This is a genomic window from Methylobacterium sp. Leaf87, from assembly GCF_001422775.1.
GTDB lineage: Bacteria > Pseudomonadota > Alphaproteobacteria > Rhizobiales > Beijerinckiaceae > Methylobacterium.
Genome location: NZ_LMMI01000053.1, coordinates 1 through 2,068 on the forward strand (window position 1 = coordinate 1; position 2,068 = coordinate 2,068).

Annotated in this window: 3 protein-coding genes; all 3 read left to right on the plus strand. The window is 67.3% G+C overall.

All coding sequences use genetic code 11. From position 1 onward, the window contains the following. Nucleotides 1–150 precede the first annotated feature (150 nt). Nucleotides 151–949, plus strand: a protein-coding gene (locus ASF22_RS23430; protein WP_156647869.1) for an IS5 family transposase whose coding sequence is annotated in 2 segments (ribosomal slippage) — nt 151–482 and nt 481–949 — 801 coding nt in all. Because the reading frame shifts where the segments join, the coding sequence is not laid out codon by codon here. Nucleotides 950–1,330: 381 nt separating this feature from the next. Further along, a complete protein-coding gene (locus tag ASF22_RS18980; protein ID WP_056267222.1) occupies nt 1,331–1,519 on the plus strand; it encodes a hypothetical protein in 189 nt (62 codons plus the stop codon). Nucleotides 1,520–1,700: 181 nt separating this feature from the next. Continuing rightward, nucleotides 1,701–2,068: helix-turn-helix domain-containing protein (locus tag ASF22_RS18985; protein WP_056267225.1), on the plus strand; the 368-nt coding region annotated here is incomplete at its 3' end.

Genomic DNA, 2,068 nt, shown 5'->3' on the forward strand with positions numbered 1-2,068 from the left:
GGGGTCCACATGGCACGTCCAGATGAGGCTTCAGCACCCTTCTGGAATCACCGCCATCCCGGCCACTCAACCCCGGCCGGACATTATCGGACGGGCTCTTAGAGCGCCCAACAGAACGGTGCCGTGAGGGCGGTCGTGCGTTGGTGTTGCATGGGTCGCTGTCTTCTTCCGGACGATCTCTGGCATGAGATCGCACCACTACGTCCACCTCCCCGGCCGCGTCCGAAGGGCGGGCGACGCTTCATCGAGAACCGTGCGGCCCTGACCGGCATCCTGTTCGTGCTGCGCTCGGGATTGCGCCGGGAGATGCTGCCGGCCGAGATGGGCTGTGGCTCGGGGATGACGTGCTGGCGTCGCCTGCGGGATCGGCAGGCGGCGGGCGTCTGGGTCCGCCTGCATGGGGTGCTGCTGGGGCGACTTCACGAAGCCGATCAGCTCGACTGGAGCCGGGCCAGCCTGGACAGCGCGTCTGTCCCGGCCAAAAAGGGGGCCTGCGACCGGCCCGAACCCGACGGATCGCGGCAAGCCGGGCACCAAGCGTCACCGCGTCGTCGATGCCCGCGGCACACCCTTCGGCCTGACCTTCACGGGAGCCAACCGCCATGACAGCGCGATGATGGCCCCGACCCTGGATGCGATCACGCCTGTGCGCAGCGGCCGGCGCGGTCGCCAACGCCGCCGTCCCCACAAGCTTCATGCCGACACGGCCTACGACACCCGTGCCCGTCGCCAGGAGTGCCGCGCCCGTGGGATCGTGCCGCGCATCGCCCGACGCGGGATCGAGAGTAGCGAGAAGCTCGGCCTTCACCGCTGGGTCGTCGAGCATACCCACGCCTGGTTCAACCGTTTCCGACGCCTGCCCGTCCCCTACGAGCGCCGCGCCGACATCTACCAAGCCTTCACAACCCTCGCCGCCTGCATCATCACCCTCAATCAGACCAGACGGTGATGCCCCAACCACCTGCCCGTCGGCGGAGACCGCCATGATGCACGCCTTGTCACTGCTCGACCCTGCCTTCGCGCGATGGGCACAGGCTATAAGGCGCCGTGACATGCTCACCAGGGTCCAACGCATCACCGCCGGGATCACCGACTACTTCAGGACGCGGAGCACCGAATGGTTCGCGGCCGCCTTGCTGCTCTAAATTGGGTAGATCCTGGTCAGCCCCCCGCGTCGTTTCCTCTATCCGCCGCCTGGACAGTGATAGCGGCGCATCTGCCCGAGGAAACGTGGGGCGCGATCATGCAGCCATCTCCTGCACGCGCCTGCTCGGCCTCGGCATCAATGGGACGTTCCGAACGTTCCCACATCCGCGCTGCGACCGCGGTCATGGCGTGCGCCCTCTGGTTCGAGTTCGTGGTGTCGATCTGGCAGGCCATGGTCGCAGTCGCGGCAGGCAGCGAGCGATTCATCGCCGAGAGCAACGGAGACCCGAAGCCGTTCGTCTCGAGCGCCGACACGGATCGCATCATTCCGGCTACACAGCGCCAGTATCGAGTGTGCGCCGCCCACCATTAGCCGAGGCGAACAATAGAAACCCCACTGATACCGAGCGAGCGTTCGTGGGGTGATTTCAGCATCGTCGTGCCACCGCGCGCGACACGTTATACCAAGCCTCGTTGAGCGAGACTCACGCGGGGTAGCGTCGCGATCTGGGCCATGATTCCGTCCTCTGGTTTTGGAGCCTGGGGAGGATGCGATGGCTGCTCCGGTGCCGCTGCGGACGGATTTTGATGCCGAGGCCCTGCGCGTCCTGGTCGAGGGTTCACGTGACCAGGCCCAGACCCGCCGCCTGTTAGCGCTGTCGGTGATCGCCGCGGGCGGTCTGCGCTCGGAGGCGGCCGAGATCGGCGGGGTCGGGTTGCAGACGGTGCGTGATTGGGTCGTGGCCTTCAACGCCGATGGCCCGGACGGGCTGATCGACGGCAAGGCCCCGGGTGCCCGTCCGCGCCTGAGCGCCGACCAGCGGGAGGTTCTCAGGGCCCTGGTCGAACAGGGGCCGACACCCGCCGCCCACGGCGTGGTCCGCTGGCGCTTGTGCGATCTGACCCAGATCCTGTGCGAGGA